General features: G+C 49.7%; 15 protein-coding genes. 7 read left to right on the top strand and 8 right to left on the bottom strand.

The annotated features are described in order from the left end of the window. Positions 1-101: 101 nt before the first annotated feature. Together pckA and VIS48_13880 are read right to left on the bottom strand one after the other, a co-directional pair. Complete coding sequence (gene pckA, locus VIS48_13885) at positions 102-1742, bottom strand: phosphoenolpyruvate carboxykinase (ATP) (protein ID HEY9167241.1); 1641 nt, start codon at positions 1740-1742, stop codon at positions 102-104. Further along, positions 1739-2956, bottom strand: a complete 1218-nt coding sequence (locus tag VIS48_13880) for a pyridoxal phosphate-dependent aminotransferase (protein HEY9167240.1) — start codon at positions 2954-2956, stop codon at positions 1739-1741. The genes pckA and VIS48_13880 overlap by 4 nt, the downstream gene beginning before the upstream one ends. A gap of 110 nt (positions 2957-3066) precedes the next feature. Between VIS48_13880 and VIS48_13875 the strand changes: the two genes are divergently transcribed. Both VIS48_13875 and VIS48_13870 read left to right on the top strand, forming a co-directional pair. Continuing rightward, positions 3067-3306, top strand: a complete 240-nt coding sequence (locus tag VIS48_13875; GenBank protein HEY9167239.1) for a hypothetical protein — start codon at positions 3067-3069, stop codon at positions 3304-3306. Positions 3307-3449: 143 nt separating this feature from the next. Continuing rightward, complete coding sequence (locus tag VIS48_13870) at positions 3450-6212, top strand: DUF2723 domain-containing protein (protein ID HEY9167238.1); 2763 nt, start codon at positions 3450-3452, stop codon at positions 6210-6212. Between the two features lie 107 nt (positions 6213-6319). Here VIS48_13870 and VIS48_13865 read toward each other — a convergent pair whose 3' ends face one another. The 4 genes from VIS48_13865 to VIS48_13850 all read right to left on the bottom strand — a co-directional run bounded on the left by VIS48_13865 (position 6320) and on the right by VIS48_13850 (position 9909). Next, positions 6320-7942 carry a thioredoxin-like domain-containing protein gene (locus tag VIS48_13865; GenBank protein ID HEY9167237.1) on the bottom strand — a complete coding sequence of 541 codons (1623 nt, stop codon included), beginning with the start codon at positions 7940-7942 and terminating at the stop codon, positions 6320-6322. A 112-nt stretch (positions 7943-8054) separates the two neighbouring features. Next, the gene (locus VIS48_13860) at positions 8055-8693 is read right to left on the bottom strand and encodes a nitroreductase family protein (GenBank protein HEY9167236.1); all 639 of its coding nucleotides are present in this window, start codon (positions 8691-8693) and stop codon (positions 8055-8057) included. Positions 8694-8808: 115 nt separating this feature from the next. Beyond that, positions 8809-9393 (bottom strand): DNA-3-methyladenine glycosylase I, encoded by a 585-nt coding sequence (locus tag VIS48_13855; protein HEY9167235.1) that lies wholly within the window; start codon positions 9391-9393, stop codon positions 8809-8811. 27 nt (positions 9394-9420) lie between these two features. Then, positions 9421-9909 (bottom strand): asparaginase domain-containing protein, encoded by a 489-nt coding sequence (locus VIS48_13850; GenBank protein HEY9167234.1) that lies wholly within the window; start codon positions 9907-9909, stop codon positions 9421-9423. Between the two features lie 286 nt (positions 9910-10195). Here VIS48_13850 and VIS48_13845 point away from each other — a divergent pair, with 286 nt between their 5' ends. Beyond that, positions 10196-11689 carry a NapC/NirT family cytochrome c gene (locus tag VIS48_13845; protein HEY9167233.1) on the top strand — a complete coding sequence of 498 codons (1494 nt, stop codon included), beginning with the start codon at positions 10196-10198 and terminating at the stop codon, positions 11687-11689. A gap of 78 nt (positions 11690-11767) precedes the next feature. Here VIS48_13845 and VIS48_13840 read toward each other — a convergent pair whose 3' ends face one another. Then, positions 11768-12322, bottom strand: a complete 555-nt coding sequence (locus VIS48_13840; protein ID HEY9167232.1) for a DedA family protein — start codon at positions 12320-12322, stop codon at positions 11768-11770. A gap of 107 nt (positions 12323-12429) precedes the next feature. On the opposite strand from VIS48_13840, the gene VIS48_13835 reads away from it, so the two are divergent. From VIS48_13835 to VIS48_13820, 4 genes are all read left to right on the top strand, one after another. Then, a complete protein-coding gene (locus tag VIS48_13835; protein ID HEY9167231.1) occupies positions 12430-13086 on the top strand; it encodes a DUF4159 domain-containing protein in 657 nt (218 codons plus the stop codon). Between the two features lie 3 nt (positions 13087-13089). Then, the gene (locus VIS48_13830; GenBank protein HEY9167230.1) at positions 13090-16485 is read left to right on the top strand and encodes a DUF4175 family protein; all 3396 of its coding nucleotides are present in this window, start codon (positions 13090-13092) and stop codon (positions 16483-16485) included. A gap of 125 nt (positions 16486-16610) precedes the next feature. Continuing rightward, complete coding sequence (locus VIS48_13825) at positions 16611-17828, top strand: PAS domain-containing sensor histidine kinase (GenBank protein ID HEY9167229.1); 1218 nt, start codon at positions 16611-16613, stop codon at positions 17826-17828. Beyond that, positions 17825-18499 carry a response regulator gene (locus VIS48_13820; protein HEY9167228.1) on the top strand — a complete coding sequence of 225 codons (675 nt, stop codon included), beginning with the start codon at positions 17825-17827 and terminating at the stop codon, positions 18497-18499. The genes VIS48_13825 and VIS48_13820 overlap by 4 nt, the downstream gene beginning before the upstream one ends. Positions 18500-18611: 112 nt before the next feature. On the opposite strand, the gene VIS48_13815 is transcribed toward VIS48_13820, so the two are convergent. Continuing rightward, on the bottom strand, positions 18612-18803 hold the full coding sequence (locus tag VIS48_13815) for a histone H1 (GenBank protein HEY9167227.1): 192 nt from the start codon (positions 18801-18803) through the stop codon (positions 18612-18614). Positions 18804-18817 lie beyond the last annotated feature (14 nt).

Genomic DNA, 18817 nt, shown 5'->3' with positions numbered 1-18817 from the left:
TTTACAAAAAATAAGACTTTGTTGCAAACGCGAAGGTCAGATGGTAGCCAGTTGCATCAATGTGATAGGAAAAAGGCGGCTCGAGCGAGCCGCCTTGATTCTCAGACCGTAGGTCCAGCCTTTATAACTTCGGGCGGGCAACCCTCCTCGAACTTCTTGAAGTTTTCAATGAAGCGCGAAGCGAGTTGCTTGTATTTGTTCATGTACTCGCTCTTGCTCGGCCAGGAGTTTGAGGGGTCTAGAATGTTCGATGGAACCCCGTCACATGCCAGCGGAACCTGGAACCCGAAAATGGGATCAGTCACGAACTTCGACTTGAGGAGTTCCCCGTTTAGGGCAGCATTGAGCAAGGCACGCGTATAACCTATGCTTATTCTCTTCCCGACGCCAAAAGCTCCACCAATCCATCCGGTGTTGACCAGCCAGCAGCTCACGCCGTGATTGATGATCTTCCGCTTAAGTATGTCGGCGTAAAAGTACGGATGGTGTACCATGAAAGGAGCGCCGAAGCAGGTGCTGAACGTCAGCTCGGGTTCCTTCCCGAGGCCGACTTCTGTGCCCGCGATCTTTGAAGTGTATCCGGAAATAAATTGGTAGATCGCCTGGTCAGGGTTCAACTTCGCAATCGGCGGCATGACGCCAGAGGCGTCGCAGGTAAGTAGAATGATGTTCTTCGGATGCCCGCCCCGCTTCTCGGGCACTGCGTTCTCAATGTAGTCGAGCGGATAAGAACCGCGAGTGTTCTCCGTGATCGATTCATCATCGAGATCAACCATCCTGGTGACCGGGTCGAACACGACATTTTCAAGAATCGAACCGAACATCTTCGTGGTCGCGTAGATCTGCGGCTCGGCAGATTCCGAAAGCCGGATCACCTTTGCATAGCAGCCGCCTTCGTAATTGAAGACACCATCGTCACTCCAACCGTGTTCGTCATCCCCGATCAATCTCCGTTTCGGATCGGCTGACAAAGTGGTTTTTCCCGTCCCAGATAGCCCGAAGAAGATTGCAGAGTCACCGTCTTTGCCAATGTTGGCTGAGCTGTGCATAGACATGACTCCCTGCAGGGGGAGCAAATAGTTGAGGATAGTGAAGACTGATTTTTTAATTTCTCCTGCGTAAGCTGAATTTCCGATTATGCATACTCTTCTCGCAAAATTCAGCACGATAAAAGTCTCCGATCCCGTTCCATCGATCTGGGGAATGGCTTTGAAAGAAGGAACGGCGATCACAGTGAAATCCGGAACGTGTCTCCTGTATTCTTCGTTCGTTGTAGGAAGAATGAACATGTTGCGCGCGAAGAGGGCATGCCAGGCTTTTTCAGCGATGATCCTGATCGGCATTTGATATTCGGGATCGGCGCCGACATGGCAGTCCTGAACGAATAAGTCTCTTCCCTGGAGAAAACCGAGGAGACGGTTATAAAGGCCGTCGAACTTTTCAGAGCTGAAGGGTTTGTTATACTGTCCCCACCAAATCTGACTTTCCGTCGAGGGTTCCTTCACTATATACTTGTCACCGGCGGCTCGCGCAGTATGTTTACCGGTGTTTGCGACGACCGGGCCGTGATGAGTTATCCTGGCTTCTCCTCGGAACGTTATTTCTTCATATAGCGATTCGGTCGGAAGGTTCCAATACGACATCCTCAGATTCGAGATGCCGTGGTTGTCCAGACCGTAGTCGCTCTTCAAGGCTTTGGCTTCGCCTTCTGCGGGAGTTTTTATGTTCAGAAGATTATTCATAGCCAGTCCCTCACGAGTTTTCTTTCTCCTATGTAAATTTCGGTCGGTGAGCTCGGATCGACAGCCCATTTAATTCTCTCGATTCCTTCAGTGATGTCTTTGATCGACCCGGAATAGCTGATCCTCAAATGTCCTTCCATCCCGAATTCCTTACCAGGTACAGTTACGACGAGAGCTTTCTTCAGTAGGAGTTCTGAAAGTGCGACAGAGTTATTCGAGTAAGCACGGAAGTCGGGAAGACAATAATAAGTCCCGTCCGGTTTCGTGACTCTCACGCCCTTGAATGAATGAAGCTCCTGCATCATCACGTCGCGATTATTCTCGAGAGTCAGCCGCAGACTTTCGACGGCGCTTTGAAGACCCGTCAACGCGCCTTCGGCCGCCGCCTGCAATAGCACCGCCGTGCAGGAAGTGATCTGGCTTTGAACATTAGTCATAATTTCCACGAGGCTCCGGCTTGCCACCGCCCAGCCAATCCTGAAGCCGGTCATGCCGTACAGTTTCGAAACACCGTTTACGACGATTATATGGGTCGACTCAATGTCCTTCTTGGTGAACTTGTAAGCGGATGGCGTCTTCTTCCCGTCGAACACCAGCTTGTGGTAAATGTCATCCATGATGATATAGATGTTCTTCTTCTCGCAGTATTCAACCAGCTCCGCTATGAATGCTTCGGGATACATCACCCCGGACGGATTGTTGGGGCTGTTGACAATTATGGCTTTGGTATACGAACTGACTGCCTTGAGCACATCCTCCATTCGCGGATAGAAGCTGCCGTCTTCGGGTGTTACCACTACTGGCACGCCATAGACCATCTTCACCATTTCAGGGTAGCTAACCCAATACGGCGCCAGAATTATGACTTCGTCCTGGGGGTTTATTAGTGAATAGAGGACATTATAAACAGATTGCTTTGCTCCTGCAGATACAATCACATTTTCTGGAGCAATAATACGGTCGTAATTCTCTTCCGTGTATCTGATGATAGCCTTTTTCAACGACGGTATCCCGTCCGTCGGCGTGTACTTGATATCTGCGGTAGTTAACTTGGCCGCAGCCGACAGGATTGCCGAAATCGGAGCTTTGTTTTTTGGTTCACCCGCTCCAAGGTGAATTACTGCTTCGCCTTTCTCTCTTAGCAATCTGGCTTCTTCATTCAGCTTTAGTGTCGGCGATTCAGCAATAGACTTCGCAAGCTGACTTACGCTCATTCTCTCTTCAACTCCTTTTGGATTTCAATCAGTGCAAACTAGTCAGGCGGAATTACTGTTCCTGAGTTTTCTATCTCTATTCTTTTAGATAATTACGGGCGGCGATGCCCGTGGCGATTGCTCTCATGATCCCTCCATATCGGGGCGGCACAGTCCTATCACAATCGGTTCCGCACCGGGACGAGATCCAAACAAAATTGGAAGAACTCTTTGTTCAGCACGCCGTGTCTGCAGCGATCCTCTGGCGGCCACGCTCGATGAAAAGAGGCACGAGCACGGCTACAACGGATGGACTGACCCAGGAAGCGCTGCGGAACATACTGCTAACCACTCCTTCTCTCACACTTTGATAATAAAGATTTTGTTGAATTCCTGCAAGCGTCAGGCTTGAAATGACGATTGAGACCGGCGCAAAAATCCCGGCAAGCTTGTTTTTTCGGCGAAACAAGAGTAAAATACATGCTACAGAGTCAAAACTAATATCGGACGAACCATGAATTTCAAGTACGTCAATCGCTACATCGCTTTAACAATTTTCCTACTCACTCTAACTCTCTACCGGATGACATCTCAGTCATCGGTGGCGTTCTGGGATTGCGGTGAATACGCAGCGGCAGCTCCCGCACTCGAGGTACCACATCCCCCCGGCGCTCCATTGTTTGTTCTGGCCGGCAGAATCGCGATGATGACTCCTTACGTCAGTGATCCGGCGTTGAGGCTGAACCTGATCTCTGCACTCACGAGTGCGCTGACAATCATGTTTCTCTACCTGATCGGCGTGAGAGTGATTTCTCGCTGGAGAGGCTTCCCATCCGATACAAACTCTTCCCTCGTTGTGTTCGGATCTTCAGTCATCGGCGCTCTCTCGTTTTCAGTGACCGATACGTTTTGGTTCAACGCAGTCGAGTCGGGTCTCTTTGCCACAAGCATGTTCTTTGTGGCCATCGTCATATGGCTCGGAATGGTGTGGTACGAAAAGGCCGACGAACCCGGAAGCCAGCGTTACCTCCTCCTTGCCGCTTACATCATGGGTCTGTCCATCGGCATCCATCAACTTAGTCTGCTCGCTTACTTCACGATAGCGCTTTTCATCTATTTCAAATATTATGAATTCGAGTGGAAATCATTTCTAAAATTCGGGCTCATCACCGCACTCTCCTTCATGGTCATCTACCCGGGAATCGTTAAGTGGCTTGCCCAGATCCTGAACGGAGATTTGAAAACAGGGCCGTTCGACATTTCCCACAGCATCATCATCCAGCTCATACCTCCGGGCCTGATAGCTGCGGCAATCTATGGCGTGCGGAAGGCGGAGAGAACAAGGCATTGGATTCTTGGTACTGCGATAATGGGGGGACTTCTTATCATCCTTGGTTACTCGACGTACACTCTGGTATTTGTTCGGTCGAACGCTCACACGCCGATAAATGAGAATAACCCGAGCAATCTCGCGCGTCTCGTGACCTACCTGAATCGCGAACAGTACGGCGAACAAAGGATGTGGCCACGTATGTGGAGCAGTGATCCACAGTATACTGAGAGATACAAGAATTATTCATCCGACCTTGATTACTTCTTAAACTTCCAGCTCGGTCACATGTATCTCAGGTACATAGGGTTCAATTTCATTGGCCGGACAAGCGACATTCAGGATGATCCCGTGGCTTTTTCAAGTCCCTCGCCGGGCCGATATGACGGCCGCACCGGTTTCCCCACCAGGTTCTTCGCCATACCTCTTTTCCTGTCGTTGTTCGGAATCTGGTACCATGTAAAGAAGGATTGGAAATTTGGACTGGCATTCTTAACGCTCTTTATCATGATGGGACTAGCGCTAGTCGTCTTTTTCAATATGCAGAATCCTCAGCCGAGAGAACGTGACTATTTCTTCGTCGGCTCGTTCTTCGTTCTTGGAATGTGGCTAAGCGTAGGAGCTGCCGGAATCCTCGAGTACTTTTCCGAGAAGATGAAAGAAAGCGACCGAAGAAATCTAATCGTCGCGGGTACAGCAGTCGTGATTTTCGGTATCTCTCCTGTAAATTTGTTTTCGCAAAATCTTTACGTTCATAACAGGCACAACAATTTTGCGCCGTGGGATTATTCTTACAACATACTCCAGTCGTGCAAACCGAACGCGATCCTTTTTACAAACGGCGATAACGACACCTTCCCCCTCTGGTACTTGCAGGAGGGCATGGGAATCAGAACAGATATAAGGATAGTCAACCTCAGCCTCGTTAACACTGACTGGTATATTCTCCAATTGAAAAACGAAAGGCCGCACGGTGCGATGAAAGTGCCGATCAGTCTGACCGACGATGAGATCCGGAACATTCAGCCGATCCAGTGGCGGACAAGGTCCTTTAAGTTGGCGGTTCCAAAAGAAGTTTACGCGGCATTCGGAATTACCGACACTAGCATCACGAATCGCGGCTTAATCCAATATGACCTACGGCCTACCTTGCAGGTCGGAGACGTTGAAGCGCTGCGTGTCCAGGACATAATCATGCAGAACATCATCCAGACGAACGCTTGGAAAAGGCCGGTCTTTTACGCTGTCACGGTATCACCGGATAATTTCATCGGCCTGGGGCGATATCTGGAAATGCAGGGTCTAGCACTTGAGCTTAGACCGGTGCAAAACGGCAACCCGAATGAAGACTACACGATCAATGAGCCCATTACGCAGGAGTGCTTCATGAATCAGCCGGTGCGATACGCGACGGACCCTCAGTATGGATTTCTATTTACAAACCTTAACAAACCGAGCATTTACTACGACGATAATGTCCGCATGCTAATGGTAAACTATCGCTATGGTTACATGAGGCTTGCCAATTATTACATGATGCGTCGAGATTCGACGGATGCGCTCTCCGCGCTCGACACGATGGAGGCGAGAGTGCCCATTGAGGCAATCCCGATGAACTACCGCCTGTTAAGCGACGTCGCAAGAATGTATTATGGCGCGGGCGACACCGCTAAATTCTACAGGTATGCCGCTGTGGTAGAACGCGATGCTCTTGCAGCAATAAAGGAAAACCCAAAAGACGTCCAGGGGTACTATAATCCTTATGGAGTTCTGCTGAGCCTTTACGCACTGGAGAATAATTACGCAAAGTCGCTGGACATTCTAAAGCAACTCCAGGATCTCTTCCCCAACGACAGATCGTTGGCTGACGAAATCGCGAGGACCGAACTAAAGTTGAATGCAACTCAATCCCCGTTAGACTCCACACCTCTCCCCAAGCAGAAATAGAACAAAGTTCCATTCGCTAGATAGCGGTGGGAGTTGAAAGACTCTCACCGCTTTTTTCTGGCTAGTGATCTGTAGCTTTCAGGCTATTTGAGGATGACCTGGTTGCCTCACTTGCCCAGGATTCGCTCGAGCGTCTTGTCGAGCTCTGCACCGCGAAGCTCGTTATTCATCGCCACAATCTTCCCTTTACTGTCGACAAGTACGGGGCGCGGTATGGCAACCACATCGAAGTCCTTGCAGATCGTGTTCTCCCAATCGCCAACAAACGCATGAAGCCATGGCATCGGCCACTTATCTTTCCTGAACGCAATTACATCGGCAGGTGAAGCGTCAAGGGAAATGCTGAGTATTATGAATCCCTTATCTTTGAATTTGTTGTAGGCATCATGAAGGTGCTTCATCTCTCCCACGCAAGGACCGCACCATGTCGCCCAGAAATCGACGATGTAAGTCTTGCCCAGTAGACTCTCATTCGTAATCAAACGGGTTGAGTCGTCAAACGATTTTATTGAGAAATCCGGGACCGGCATACCCGCCCCGATCTTACCCTCCCTGACATATCTGAGTTTTGCTCTCTTTCCCTGGGGAGTATCCTTCAGCTGATTCACGAGTATATCGTAATACTTTGCCGCATCCTCTCTTTGATTGTTGTATTTCGCATCGATGAATTCATTGAACACGAGAGAAGCTTTCGCGCTCTCATCGGGATTTTCTGAGATATAACGATCGAAATAACTTCCTTCCTTACCCACCGCCGTGGAGCCAAAACGGAGTATGAGGTTTGGATCAATCGACCAGGCTGGAGACGATGGCGGAATTCTGGCAAGAGTTTTTGCCGTTTCGGATGAATCAAACTGTCCGGACATCCCGCAAAGCTCCAGGTAGTTCACCAACAGGCCCTCTCGGACGAGCGAATCGGTCTCCTTGTCCAGCCGCGACTTCACTTCAGAGATATCAATTGATGCATCATACCTGAATTGTGAAATGTCTTTTCCGCTCTTCCGGAACTCTGTCTCAGCGGCAGCCACTTTCTCCTGATATCTCTGCCAGTCTTCTGCCAGCCCGGACATCTTAGCTATCCTGGTGTCGGGATTCACAAATTTAACAAATGCGGGCTCGCTAGCTCGGACAATCAACGCCGTGTCAAAGATGATTCGCGCAATTCCGTTCACGGGTATCACGATCGATTTGTAATCCCCGCCACCGTCGTACGCATAACGTGTGGAATTAGTCCCATTGATCGACCTGCCGGACTTTTCAACTCCGATGAGCTGGTACGCAAGCGAATCGGCCGTCGCCTTGAACTCTAACGCATATCTTCCGTCACTTCCCTTTTGCAACGGGACAGCGCTCTCGAATGAAAAATTATTAAAGTCGCCGACGACTTTAACGCCACTTAGATCCTCTGCGTACTCGTAGCCTTTTAACCGCACGTCGATCCCTACCGTAGATTGTCCCTCCACGAAAAGCAAAACGTCATGCATGTAATGATCGACACCGGTGTACCTCACCGTCCACACGCCTGCAGTATCGATGAGGAATGAGTAGCTACCATCTTTACCGACCTGCACAGATTTGACAGCAGATGCACCGTCTTTCATCAGGAAAATGTTAGCTGCCTTGAGTGGCTTGCCATCGTGCCCGAATAATTTTCCCTTGACGGTCGTCTGTGCGTTTATTGTACTGAGACACATTGCAAACATCACACCGAGAAGCAGTGACTTCCACATTTCAACCTCCGTTACAGATTCATTTCAGGAAAATGTGAGGAGCATTCTGGATCGTTTCATTTGCCGGCTGTCGTAGAAGCATCGGCGGGCAAATGATGCGCATTGTCCGGATTCATTTCGGGTAACCGATCGTTTGCGACAGGATGACCTTCTCGTTCGCCTTCAGGCCTGCGGCCTTCGCGAATTCTTCCCTGTTGATCGATCCCCGTACGACACAAGCAAGTCCCTCCGATGCGCAGTAGAGATAGACATTTTGCGCAATGAACCCACAATCCGCCGCGGTGTAAAGAGTTTGGTCTTCCGGCGATGCGCGTCCTGTCTTGGATAGATCCGACACGTAAACGAGGTCGACCGGAGCATCTTTAACAAATCCCTGGGTGCCTGTCTTCCCTCGCATATCATCTTTCATCACAAGCTTTAGAGACTGTGTCTGTGCGTCGTAAAGATACAAACCGTCGGCCAGTGCGACGTAAATCTCTGTTTCCTGCCAGTTCATTGCCGAAGGCGCAGTCCTGTGGCCGTCCGGTCTGTTCACTCCGAACGCCGCCCATAGAAGATTCGACAGAACTTGCGACGGCAACGGCTTGGAGTCGAACGCCCGCGATGTGTGTCTTAACTTCAGCGCCTGCATCAACGGCTTGCCTCCAGTTGTGTCCGGCGCGGGAAGTGAAATAGATGACGACTCCTGGCAAAACCCATTGACATTCATTGCCAGAAGACAAACGGTTAGAAGCGTGATAATACGTTTCATAAACAGCTCCCTTATTTTTTATTTGAAGCAATCTGACGACTTATATTGACACGACTTCCTGCATTACCCGCGCGCCTGCGCACTCAGAATGACTACTGGCGCGCGACGATGACGGCTATTTCAATTCCTTATAGCGGAAACATGAAGCAACGTGGTCATTCACCATTCCGGTTGCCTGCATGTGCGCGTAGCAGATCGTCGAGCCGACAAATTTGAATCCCCTCGCTTTCAAATCCTTACTGAGAGAATCCGATTCTTTTGTACTCGCCGGGATCTGCTTCAATGTTTTCCATTTGTTGACGATCGGCTTTCCTCCGACAAACTCCCAGATGTACTTGTCAAAAGTGCCAAACTCTTTTCTCACGTCGATGAACATTCGCGCATTCTGAATCGCCGATTCTATCTTCAACCTGTTCCTGACTATTCCTGCGTCAGAGAGAAGACTTCTGATTTTTCTTTTGTCGTAAGAGGCAACCTTCTCAAAGTCGAAGTTGTCGAATGCCTTTCTATAATTCTCCCGCTTCCGGAGGATCGTTATCCAGCTTAATCCTGCCTGTGCACTTTCGAGGACGAGGAACTCAAACAGCAGCCGATCGTCGTGCACCGGTACACCCCATTCGTTGTCGTGATAATTTATGTAAAGCGGGTCGGTCGTGGACCACGGACATCTGCCCGGAGACTGAAGCGCTTTGTCGGTCATTAGTTTACCGCCACTCGTGGACCGTATTCATTTGAGTTCTTCAAACTCGCCTGTCTTCTTGTTTTTCCTGACGTTGTGCCATTCGAAATGCCTGCCGTTCATTGCGATATAGACTCCATGAGGAAGCGTTTCAGCGAACGCCAGGGCGCTTCCGAGATTGAACAGCCCATCGGAACTCCCGAATTTATAAGGTATCATTGCCCCCGTGAGTATTATCGTCTTATCGCTTATCGATTGCCCCAAAACTCTCGCCGTCAACTCCATCGTGTCTGTGCCATGAGTGATAATGATCTTATCCTCACTGCACCGCTCGCAGTTCTCCAGGATTATACGGCGGTCGTGGTCCGTCATGTCGAGGCTGTCGATCATCATCAAAGTCCTTATGTCGACAGATACTTTGCATCTCCCGAGCCTTAACATTTCGTGAAGATGTGTGTCCTTGAAGTAGAGCGTGCCGTTCAGCTCGTTATATTCTTTGTCGAAGGTTCCGCCGGTAACGAACAATCGTACGGTCATGGTGCTGGAATTTAACAGTCTCATTCCGAAAGACCCAATCCGGCGGTAATCAAAAGATCAAATGATTTGCAATCAAGTTTTTTAAGCTAATGACGATATATTGAATTGAATATCCATATAGTCGTAATTTCTAGCGGCAACTGCGAATGCGGCTGGAAGATAAAACATTTGCAATCCATACTCTTCCCTGAGCGAGTATAATTTTGTCATCGGATGGATTGGTGATATGCAGCTCTGACGTGAGTCGGGGCAGTAACCTTTTGCGCGAACGAAAACTGAGGTAAGAATGGCAAAAAGAAGATTTCCCGATTTATTTTACAATAGTGTTAGTATGGCTGGAGCGATCATCGCTTCTGTGACGTTCGGAACTATACTCGTTCTGATGCTTATCGATCTGATCTGGAGTTCTCTCCCGCCATATTTCGGAATCGTCACTTACATACTTCTCCCGAGCGTTTTGATTCTCGGCCTTGTTATTATTCCGGCCGGAGCATTTCTCCAGAGGAAGCGTTTGCGAAGGGCGATCGAAGAAGGAACTCCCAGTCTCCCAAGGATCGATCTTAATGACAGGCGGCAACGCACCGCGTTCTTCCTGTTCTCAACGGGGACACTCCTTCTCATGCTTTTCAGCGCGATCGGCGGTTACAGGGCGTTCGAGTTCACAGAGTCGGTCACCTTCTGCGGCAAGATTTGCCACGATGTCATGGAACCAGAGTACACGACTTACCTCCACTCGCCTCACGCACGTGTCGCGTGCATTCAGTGCCATGTCGGTCCCGGCGCAAGTTGGTATGTTAAGTCGAAACTATCGGGCGCCTACCAGGTTTATTCTGTAATATTCCATAAATATCCTCGACCCATACCGACACCGATCAGGAACCTGCGTCCGGCAAGAGAAACTTGCGAGCAGTGTCACTGGCCGCAATCGTTCGTGGGCGAGAGAAGGATCACAAGGGCGTTTTACCTGGAGGATTCTTCGAACACGCGGTGGACATTGGACATGTTAGTGAAAATCGGCAGGAGCACTTCCGGCGAGGCACAGCGACCGCCCGTCCACTGGCATGTAACTCACACGGTCCAGTACTTGCCCACCGACTCGAGCTCACAAACCATTCCCTGGGTCCGGGTTGTCGATACGACAGGCAAGAGCGAAGTATTCGAGACGAGCAACAATCCCTTCACTCCCGATTCGATTCAGAAAATTTCCATTAAGACAATGGACTGCATGGATTGCCACAACCGCCCGACTCATGTCATAAAGACACCCGGCGATGCGGTAAATGATGCGATGTCAGCAGATCAAATTGACCCTACGATTCCATGGATTAAGCAAACCGCAGTCAACGCACTTGTGCCCCGTTACGAGAACACAAAAGACGCAATGGACAGCATAGGGATATATGTCGATTCATTCTACAAAGAAAAGTACCCGGAATTAGTCACTACTCGAGCCGCTCAGATCGCTCAGGCGGTGGCCTCAGTTCAAAAAATCTACAGAAACAATTTCTTTCCGTACATGAGAGTCGACTGGCGGGCGTATAACGATGACATCGGTCATGAGAATTTCCCGGGATGTTTCAGGTGTCATGATGGAAACCACAAGAACGCGGACGGGCAGATCATACCAAACAAATGCGAGACTTGCCACGTGATCCTCAACCAGGGAGCTAAACTCGAGGAATCGATCAATCTCGCCGGTATTGAGTTTCAGCACCCGACGGATATCGGCGACGCATGGAAAACCGGATCGTGCACCGATTGTCACGACGGCACGCAGTAATCCCGACACAAGTTCAAAGTATTGACGAGAAAAATGCCGGCTCACTAAACCCGCCGGCATTTTTATCTTGTGAAGGCACTACTTTTGGAGACGAGATATGGCTTTTCTTATCAGAACGAAAAGCGCGGCTACGAATATCGATGACAGGATTCCCCAGTACATTCCCGCGCGGAAGCTCGCGAAAGTATTCATGAAGTATGACGAAAAGACGCTCCCTGCCTCCGTAAAAAACCACGACCAGATAAATGCGCCAACCAGGTTGTATATCACGAAGATTCCGGCTCTCACGTCGTAGACGCCAAGTGCTATCGCGATTACATTTCTGATCCCGTAGAAGAATCTGGCGATCAGCATAATCGGCGAACCGTAGCGCCTGACTACCCGCGATGTCCGCTCAATTTTTTCTTCAAACCTCATACGAAGAAATCGCCATTTCTTCCAGAGAAGTCTCCCGGCGTAGTAGTACAGCATGTTTCCGACGAAAGAGGCAACAGTCCCCAGGATGACTACTCCGGTAAGTGAGACCGCGCCTGTCCGTGCCAACGCAACTCCCGTGAAGAGCCCGAATTCACCTGCGAACGCGACGGTCAAAAAGACAGTTACGTAGCCGTTGTGATAGATGAACTGTTCCACATTGTAACATACTAAACACGAACCTGGAAATCATTTTAGACCGACAAGGGCTTATCTTGAATCTCCACGTACCCTTCTTTAGATTCAACTTGATGAGGAAGTCTTCGTTGATAATTATATTGATTGCAATTCTTCTGGCATTTGCAACCGAATCGAATGCGCAGAAGACGAGTGCGTTCAGGATTGCACGCCTGAAATACGACGGAGGCGGTGACTGGTACAACGATCCGCTCGAAGAAGCCACACTTCTACAGTTCGTCAAACAGCACACCAATATCGACGTGGATCCAAATTACTACTATGTCGATATCATGAGCGACGATATTTTTACTTACTCATTTCTTTTTATGACCGGGCACGGCAACATCAGATTTTCTGACGAGCAGGCCAACCGGCTCCGACAGTATCTTGAGAACGGCGGTTTTCTCTACGCGGATGACGATTACGGCATGGACGCTTCCTTCAGAAGAGAAATAAAGAAGGTCTTCCCGGACAAACAGCTCGTGGAGCTTCCCTTTTCGTTCGGACTCTACAATTGTGTTTATGATTTTCCAAACGGGGTTCCGAAGACCCATAAACATAACGGGCTTCCTCCGCAAGGATTCGGAATCTTCCTGGGAAAAAGACTCGTTGTGTATTACACTTATGAGAGCAATCCTTCGGACGGCTGGGATCCGCCGGAAGTACATGGTGATCCGGAATCAAAACGTCTCGAAGCACTTGAGTTCGGAACTAATCTTGTCTATTGGGCATTGACGCATTAAGAGATGGAAGAGACCTTTTCGGATAGCAGAAACAGCGGAGTATTCACTTCGCTGCAGCACATCTACAAAAGAAAAACGCTCTCCCAAATCGCGGCGTCATGCTTGTCGGTGGCATCAGCGTTACTTCTGGCTGTCACCATCGCTGCGGTAATACAGATTATTTTCAATTTTGGAGTCGCCGGCCGCGCTGTCCTCTTTTTTCTTGATGCGACCATAATTGTGGCAGCCACTGTCAGATTTTTATTTTCGCCCGTCTCCCGATATTTCAGGGGACCGAGCGCCGATGATATCAGGATCATCGCGCTTGAGGCGGGGAGCCGGTTCCCCGACCTTAAGGACAGACTCAGGAACGCGGTTGAACTGCTCCCGGGCGAATCGACTCCTTTTTATTCGCTCGACCTCGCTAGCGCGTATGTCGACACGATTTTCGAGCGTGCGTACCATCTTGACATAGGCTCATCGCTTAAATATCCTACAGGCAAAAGACCGAAGTTGATCTTTGTCTCATCGTTGATCATATCGCTATCGAGCTTTCTATTGTTCCCCTCACAATTTCCCGGCGCGATAGCCAGGATTGTGAACTTCAGCGAGAAATACGCCGCGCCGGATGAATTCGCCATCACCGTGCGTCCGGGCGACATCCAGGTCTCGAGGGGCGACTCACTCAATATCGATGTAACGCTCTCGCTTGTCTCTGCTCGAAGACTTCCTGCCTACATTACATTAAGCGAAAAGTACTCCGATGAAAAAGACTTTGAGAGATACCGTTTGAAAATGAGTTCGCCGGGACGGTACCAGTTTCAATTACCTAACCTGAGAGAGGATGTGAGTTATTTTCTCACCGCCGGTGAACAGAACACCGACGAGTATCATGTCAAGGTGGTCGATTTGCCGCTAGTTCAGAGCTTCAGTGTCATGCTCTTATACCCGGGTTACACGGGCAAATCTGCAGAGACTCTTCAGGACAACATCGGAGATTTTAGCGCGCTCATCGGAACACGCGCTGAGTTTTCATTGAGAACGAGCAAGGAACTCGACTCGGCAAAAATTGAGTTCGGAGATACAACATCGAGCCGTTTCGTGGTTAGCGGCACGAATGCGACAGGGGTTTTTGTCATAAGGAACTCAACCACCTACAGATTCCGGCTCGTAGATCGCGACAGTCTTGCCAACAGAGATCCGATCATTTACAGCATACAGGCCTTGAACGACGATTTCCCGACATGCGAACTTACGTTTCCGGCCAAAGATATAGATCTGAATCGCGACATGCGCCTTCCGGTCGGGATCAGGATCGGCGACGATTACGGATTCACAAAATTGTTTGTCGAATACAAACTGGTTTATTCAAAGTACATCTCACCCGATACTCTCTATCGCCGCATCGAAATCCCGTTGCAGGATAAGTCGGCGGGACAGAAAGACATATCATATACATGGGACCTGTCGCCGCTCAGCCTTGTCCCTGAAGATGTGGTCGCATATCGCGCGGAAGTTTTTGACAACGACGAGGTGAAAGGTCCGAAATCAGCTGTTAGCGCTGAATACCAGGTCCGCCTCCCATCGCTGCAGGAAGTGTTCTCATCCACAGACAGCGAACATGGCGATCTCTTTTCAAAAGCTGAGAATGTGTTGAAAAGCTCCGACAACCTGAAAGACCAGCTCGACAAGATATCTCAGGACATGAAGACCCAGTCGCAGCAGCTGAGCTGGGAGCAGCAAAAGAAGATGGAGAGCACGCTGCAGAAGTATCAGGAGTTGCAGGCCAAGGTGGATGACGTCAAGAAGCAGGTCGAGTCGATGACACAAAAGATGCTCGAGAACAACATCATCTCGCCGCAGACGCTGGAAAAATACATGGAGCTTCAGAAAGCGCTTGAGGAGGTCAACTCGCCGGAGTTCCAGGAAGCCCTCAAGAAGCTTCAAGATGCGATACGATCTCTCAATCCGAATCTTGTACGCCAGGCGGCACAGAATTTCCAGATTAACGAAGAAATGCTGAAGCAAAGTATTGAACGAACGCTGAGTCTGATAAAAAGAGTTCAGATCGAACAAAAACTCGACGAGCTGATGAAGCGCGCCGAACAAATGTCTTCCGAGCAACAGAATCTCCAAAAGGCAACATCCAGTGCAGACTCCGGCAGCAGCTCTGAGCGGAACAGACTGGCCCAGAACCAGAAGCAGATTCAAAAGGATCTCGATGAAGCGAAGCAGAGTCTATCCGATTTGAAGAGGAAGATGAACGAGTTCTCTCAGGAAATGCCGACGCAGAAACTCGAGCAGGCGCAGGAATCGCTGGATACATCCGCGGCGTCACAGAAGATGGAATCGGCACAGCAACAGTTGTCGCAAGGTAAATTCTCGCAGGCATCGTCGACTCAACAGCAGATTACTGCCGCTCTCAAGAATTTCCAGCAGGACATTTTGCAAGTTCAAAAGGAGATGGTTCGGAACCAGCAGCGGGAGGCGGTCAACGCGCTCAGGAAGGCGCAGCAGAATCTTCTTGAGGTGTCAAAGAAGCAGGAGGAATTGCGTGACAAGACACAAGTCTCGATTCCAAACTCGGCTGAGTCAAGGTCTTTAGCAGACCAGCAGAATGAACTCATGCAAGAGCTCAACTACACGGCACAACAGATGATGCAGTTGTCCAACAAGAGTTTTTCCGTCACGCCGCAAATGGGCCGCCAGATCGGGCAGGCATATTCTGAAATGCAAAAGGCTTTAACAAACCTGCAAAGCCGGGGTCAACAGCCCGCTACAGATGCCCAGAGCCAGGCTATGGGTTCGATGAACGAAGCTGCGATGAACATCCAGAATACTCTCCAAGCAATGATGCAGGGACAGGGATCCGGCAGTACACCCTCGCTGATGCAACAGCTCCAACAACTCGCCGGAGAACAGGAGAACATCAATGCCCTGACTCAGAAGCTTGGTGAAAGCGGCGCACTATCGATGGAGCAACAGGCAGAACTTGCCAGGTTGGCCGCACAACAGGAAGCAATCAGGAAGTCGATCGAGCAGCTTTCGGACGAGGCTGCACAGTCGCAAGCACAGGATAAAGTCCTTGGCAATCTGGACAAGATCGCAGGCGATATGAAGGATATTGTGAAGGACATGCAGGGCAAGGAAATAAGCCAAGAGACCATCCAGCGCCAGGAAAAAATACTTTCAAGACTCCTCGACGCGGCGAGGTCAATCCGCCAGAGAGATTATGACAACCGACGCGAGAGCACACCGGGCGAAGACATGGCAAGACGAAGTCCGGCGAATATTGACTTGTCCAATGCAACATCAGAACAAGACCAGGAGATGCTCCGTCTGATCCGGAAGAATTTCCCACCTGAATACCAAAAAATCATTCTCAAGTACTACGAAATGCTGAAAAGGCTTCCCGAGTGAAACATGCACCCTGCGTGTAGTATGTTCGTGATTCGAGTGTTCCTTTGCACTCATCCGCTTTGCAATTGAAATGAAGTCCCTGCTAAATTGCAGAGCAGAGACAAAATTCCGATGAAATAGACATTATGGTACCGAACCAGGGATCAGATGATAGAAAGCGACGTATCCCGGGCAAATTCAAGCAGGTTCGCTCAACCGGCGACGGAAAAGTTCATATATCGCAGTTGAGGACAATACCCGCCTTCGTATACACAGCTGATGTCGGATCGTCGGATTTTTCTCCGAAGACGTGCGTCGGAGGTTTTGCGGAACTGACCGGATTTTCGGCGGAACAGTTCCTTCAGGGAGATTTTTACGAACGCACAATCGTCTCGTCCGAGGACCTTCACAAGCTGAAGAAGTTCCGCCGATCGCTTACGGGCGGGTCGGCTGGCGAGTCATTTGAATACACGATACTTACTCACTCGGGTGAGAAAATAAAAGTGAGCGAATATATGATGCTCCTCTACCGACACGACGGTCATGTGCTTACAGCAGGTCTGGTTGCACCGTCCGAATCCGGAGCACTCAAGGACTCACGATCGAGCCTGGCAGACTCGCAGTTGGAAGAACTCCGGCGTCTGAACGATCATCTAATAGAGGCGAATCAACTCAAAGACGAATTTCTTGCAAACACATCACATGAATTGAGAACTCCCCTCAATTCGATCATCGGCTTTCTAACCCTGATTACGGAGGGATATTATGAGAGTCCCGAAGAATTAAATCTCTTTGCGCACAATGCGCTTGAGAGCTCGTACCATCTGCTCAACGTAATAAACGACTTGCTCGACATATCGCGCATCGAATCAGGCAAGATGCATCTTCAAATCGAAAGAATCTATGTTGACGAATTACTAAGAGATGTATTTTCTTCATTCGAGATACAGGCTTCCCAGAAGAAATTGAAATTGGATTTTTCAATGAGCTCCACCCCGCTTTTCGCTTCCGCGGATCTCCGTCGCATTAAGCAGGTACTAATAAACGTGGTTGGTAACGCAATAAAGTTCACCGCAAAAGGAGGAGTCGACGTACGCGTTGAGCCGCGGGACGGAATGCTTTTATTCTCGGTCAGGGACAGCGGAATCGGTATCGAGAAGGATAAGCAGCGAAGATTATTTCAGAAGTTCGTCCAGGTTGAGGGGGACAGCACGCGGAGGTTCGGCGGGACAGGACTCGGGCTCGCTATATCGAAACACCTGATAGAAATGATGGGAGGAGAGATTTGGGTAAGCAGCAATGGATCAAATAAAGGGACTACGATCAACTTTACCGTGCCAGAACGGACAGAGGAGGATGAGTGAAGTACAGGGTTTTGATAGTTGATGACGACACGAATGCCCGAGTCATTCTCAATCGTGTGCTCGTAAAAGCGGGGTACGAGGTCAGGGAGGCAGCGAACGGGACCGACGCCCTCAACGCCGCAAAGGAATTCTCTCCGGACATAATGCTGATCGATTGGATGATGCCTGAGATGGACGGCGAGCAGCTCGCAAAAGCCATCAGAAACGATCAAACTTTAAAGTATACTTACATAATACTGCTGACTGCAAAGGGCGACGTCAAAGACAGGGTCCGCGGCTTGCAGGCCGGCGCCGACGATTTTATCACGAAACCTGCGCCTCATCTCGAGGTACTCGCCCGCATTGAAAGCGGAGTGAGGGTGCGCGAACTCCACGGCGAGATCCAGCAGCTGACGCGAAGGCTTGCGATACTCGAACTTTCGGCCACCGTCGGACATGAAATCAACAATCCGTTAAACGTCATCTATCTCGCCCTCGACATGATGCGGAAGTCTCTGAAGGCCGGTGAATACGACAAGCTCGAGAGAGGGATCGAACTGATAGCCGAAACTGCGGACAGATTGAAGCAGATCGCAAAGCAATTTATCGACCTGCGAGATCCCCAGAGCACAAATTATATTGATGAACTGAAGATGATCGACATACACAAGAAGGAAAATGATCCACGGTGAGTCGTTAAGAATGCCACCTCACCGTTCCGAGGGTGTGGTCCTTACGAAAGATTTGAACGGACGCTGACAGATGACCGTCCCTCGCTGGCGCGAGGGACGGTTTCGAGAAAACTTACTTGCCTTCCTCTTTCATCTTCAGCTTCAGCTCCTGCACCTCTTGACGAATCGTCTGGGCAAATTTCTTGAGTTCGCCCATATGTTTGCGCACGCGAGTTCCGGCTGCCTTGTTCTGCTTCTCGTAAAACTTACGGAAGTCTACTTCAAAGCTGCCTATGATTTGTTGAAGCTCTTCGTACTTTCCCATACGTGACTCCTTGT

This window comes from Candidatus Kryptoniota bacterium, from assembly GCA_036567965.1.
Classification (GTDB): domain Bacteria; phylum Bacteroidota; class Ignavibacteria; order Kryptoniales; family JAKASW01; genus JAKASW01.
The sequence above is the reverse complement of the archived record's forward strand: the minus strand, read 5'-3'. Positions and strand labels throughout refer to the sequence as shown.